Source organism: Acidisphaera rubrifaciens HS-AP3, from assembly GCF_000964365.1.
In the GTDB taxonomy this organism is placed as follows: domain Bacteria; phylum Pseudomonadota; class Alphaproteobacteria; order Acetobacterales; family Acetobacteraceae; genus Acidisphaera; species Acidisphaera rubrifaciens.
Genome location: NZ_BANB01000527.1, coordinates 1 through 3,772, shown reverse-complemented (window position 1 = coordinate 3,772; position 3,772 = coordinate 1). Strand labels below are relative to the sequence as shown.

The following is a 3,772-nucleotide window of genomic DNA, read 5'->3' as shown; positions in this document are numbered from 1 at the left end:
GCGGCCGCCGCGCACCCTGTTGCCCGCCCCATCGCCGTCCCGCGTCCCGCGCGGCGGCGCGCCCGAGCCCGGAACCGAAAGATGAGTGACGCCCCGAAATGAGTGACGCCCCCCTGCCGCCGCCCGCCGGGCTGTTCGACCGCGCGCTGCGCCGCATTCGTGGTGTCTGGCACGACATGGCGACCGGCATCGGCGTCACCGCCGACGCCGACGATAGCGTGGCGGCGCAGATGCGCGCCTGTCTGGACGGGCGCGGCGGCGAGGTCTCGGCCCGCAACCGTGCCGCCAAGCTGGCGGAGACCTATCTGGCGCGCGACGCGGCGGGGCGGGCGGAGTTCCTGCGCGACCTCGCCGGCTTCGACGCCGACCTGCAGGCCGTCGCCGTCGCCTATGAGCGTGTCGTCGCCGCCCCCGACGCCGCCGCCCGCGCCGTCGCCGCCGCCGCCCTGCGTCAGGCGCTGGAGCCGCCGCGCATCCGCCTGCTGACGCAGTTCACCTCGATCCCCGACGGCATGAAGTTCCTCGTGGACCTGCGCGCCTCGCTGCTCGCCATGCGCAAATCCGACCCGCTGCTGGCGGCGCTGGAGAGCGACCTGCGCAGCCTGCTGGCAAGCTGGTTCGACGTGAGCTTCCTCGAACTCGCCTGCGTCGACTGGAACAGCCCGGCAGCCCTTCTCGAACGCCTCGCGGGCTACGAGGCGGTGCACTCGATCCGTTCCTGGCGCGATCTGAAGAACCGGCTCGACAGCGACCGCCGCTGCTATGCGTTCTTCCACCCGCGCATGCCGAGCGAGCCGCTGATCTTCGTGGAGGTGGCGCTGGTGCAGGGCCTCGCCGACAGCGTGCAGCGCCTGCTGGATCAGCGCGCCCCCGCGCTCGACCCCAGGGCGGCCGACACCGCGATCTTCTATTCCATCAGCAACTGCCAGCGCGGGCTCGCCGGCATCAGCTTCGGCAATTTCCTGATCAAGCGCGTGGTGGAGCTGCTGGGACAGGAGTTCCGCAACATCAAGGCCTATGCGACGCTGTCGCCGATCCCCGGCTTCCGCCGCTGGCTCGACGGCCGCCTCGCCGCCGACGACGCGGTACTGACGGAGGAGGAGAGCAGCGCCTTGCGCGCCGCCATGCCGACCGCCGATACCGGCGCCGCGGCGCTGTCCGCCATCCTCGCCACGCGCGGCTTCCAGCGCGACCCCGTGCTCGCCCCCGCCGTGGAGCCGGTGCTGGTGCGCCTGGCCGCGCGCTATCTGCTCGTCGAGAGCGCGCCGGCCCGCGGCGAGGGGCGTGCGGGGCGGGCGCTCGATCCCGTCGCGCATTTCCACCTCACCAACGGCGCGCGCATCGAACGTCTCGACTGGCTCGGCGACACGTCGGAGAAGGGGGTCAAGGAAAGTGCCACCCTGATGGTGAACTACCTCTATGATCCCGCCCGCATCGAAGCCCACCACGAGGACTATGTCGGCAGCGGCAAGCGCGCCGCCTCCTCCGCCGTGCGCCGTCTGGTGCGCGGGTAGCCCCGTGCCCGTCGCGCGGCGCGGGCATGGCCCCCGCGCTGCGTGCTTCTCCGCCGCCCGGTTGTGCGCTAGCTGAGTCGGACGGGCGGCAGGCTCGCCGCCGGCGGGAGGAAATGGCCATGACGATGCCGGTTCTGCCGGAAGACGCGGCGCGCGTGGCCGAGGCGGCCGGCGCCGGGGACACGGACGCCGCACGGCGCCTCGCGCTGCTGCATCAGATCGAGCGCAAGCTGCTGTGGCTCTCGTCGTGGATGATCCACCACGCCAACCACATCCGCCCCAACCGCGACGGGCTGAAGGTGGGCGGGCATCAGGCGTCCTGCGCCTCGGTCATTTCGGTGATGACCGCGCTGTATTTCGAGATCCTCCGCCCGCAGGACCGCGTCGCGGTCAAGCCGCACGCCGCCCCGGTGTTTCATGCCGTGAACTATCTCTACGGCCGGCAGACGCGCGAGAAGATGGAGGGGCTGCGCGCCTTCGGCGGCGCGCAGAGCTATCCCAGCCGGACCAAGGACGGGCCGGAGGTCGATTTCTCCACCGGATCGGTCGGCCTCGGCGTCGCCATGACCAGCTTCAGCGCGCTGATGCAGGACTGGGTGCATCTGCACAACCTCGCCCGCCCCGACGTGCCGCGCGGCCGCCACATCGCGATCGCGGGGGATGCCGAACTCGACGAGGGCAACATCTACGAGGCGTTGCTGGAGGGGTGGAAGCACGACGTCCGCGACGTCTGGTGGATCATCGACTACAACCGCCAGAGCCTTGATTCCGTGGTGCAGGACCGGCTGTTCGGCCGCATCGAGGGGCTGTTCGGCGACATGGGCTGGAATGTCGTCACCCTGAAATACGGGCGCAAGCTGCAGGCGGCCTTCGCGCGCGAGGGCGGCGAGTTGCTGCGCGCCTGGATCGACGACTGCCCGAACAGCCTCTATTCGGCGCTGACCTTCCAGGGCGGGGCGGCGTGGCGGCAGGCGGTGCTCGCCGATCTCGGCCGGTCGAAGGCGTTGCGCGCCATCATCGATCCGCTGTCGGACGAGGAACTCGGCGCGCTGATGACCAATCTCGGCGGCCACGACATCGAGACGGTGATCGAGGCGCTGCGGGCGGCGGAGGCGGCGGGCGACCAGCCGACCTGCTTCATCGCCTATACCGTCAAGGGCATGGGCCTGCCCTTCGCGGGCCACAAGGACAACCATGCCGGCCTGATGACCAAGGAGCAGATGGAGGCGTTCCGCGCCGAACTCGGCATCGCGCCGGGCGAGGAGTGGGCGCCCTTCGCCGGCACCGGCATCGACGCGCCGGCGCTGCGCGACTTCATCGCCACGCGCCCCTTCGCGACGCCGCTGACGCCGGAGGGTCGCGCGCTGACGGCACCCGTCGTGCACGTCCCCGCCGTGCTGCCCGGCCCGCGCACCGCCGGCCGCCGCCTCGCGACACAGGCGGCGTTCGGCGAGTTGCTCGCCGAGATCGGGCGCGGCCAGGGCGAGTGCCGCGACCTCGCGGCGCACATCCTGACCACCAGCCCCGACGTGACGGTGTCCACCAATCTCGGCCCGTGGGTGAACCGGCGCGGCGTGTTCGACCGTCACACCCGCAACGACGTCTTCCGCGACGCCAAGCTCGCGAGCGCGCAGCGCTGGGGCATGAGCCCGCAGGGCCAGCACATCGAACTCGGCATCGCCGAACAGAACCTGTTCCTGCTGCTCGGCGCCGCCGGCCTGCGCCATGCGCTCGACGGCGCGCGCGTGCTGCCGATCGGCACGGTGTACGATCCGTTCGTCAACCGCGGCCTCGATGCGCTGATCTATGCCTGCTACCAGGATGCCCGCTTCCTGCTGGTCTCCACGCCGTCCGGCCTGACGCTCGCGCCCGAGGGCGGGCAGCACCAGTCGGTCAACACGCCGCTGATCGGCATCGCGCAGGACCGGCTCGCGTCGTACGAGCCGACCTATGCCGACGAACTCGCGATCCTGCTGCGCCACGCGCTCGCGCACATGCAGGCGCCGGACGGCTCGGCGGTGTGGCTGCGCCTGTCCACGCGGCAGTTGCAGCAGCCCGAGCGCACGATCGACCCGGCTTCGGTGATCGCCGGCGGCCACTGGGTCGTCCCGCCCGCGCCCGGCGCGCGCATCGCGCTCGCCTATCAGGGACCGATCGCGCCGGAGGCCGAGGCCGCCTTTGCCCAGCTCGCCGAGGAGGAGCCCGGCGCCGGCCTGCTCGCCATCACCAGCGCCGACCGGCTGCACGACGGCTGGCTG

2 protein-coding genes are annotated in these 3,772 nt (G+C 71.9%); both read left to right on the top strand.

Annotated elements, in window-relative coordinates:
• The first annotated feature begins 98 nt into the window (after positions 1 to 98).
• A complete protein-coding gene (locus B8460_RS14130; protein ID WP_048862253.1) occupies positions 99 to 1,514 on the top strand; it encodes a malonyl-CoA decarboxylase in 1,416 nt (471 codons plus the stop codon).
• 119 nt (positions 1,515 to 1,633) lie between these two features.
• A partial coding sequence (locus B8460_RS14125; protein WP_241771197.1) for a transketolase occupies positions 1,634 to 3,772 on the top strand: 2,139 nt, incomplete at its 3' end.

Excerpts from the sequence above, each read along its gene's own strand:
- B8460_RS14130 (WP_048862253.1), top strand. The coding sequence starts at position 99 with ATGAGTGACGCCCCCCTGCCGCCGCCCGCCGGGCTGTTCGACCGCGCG.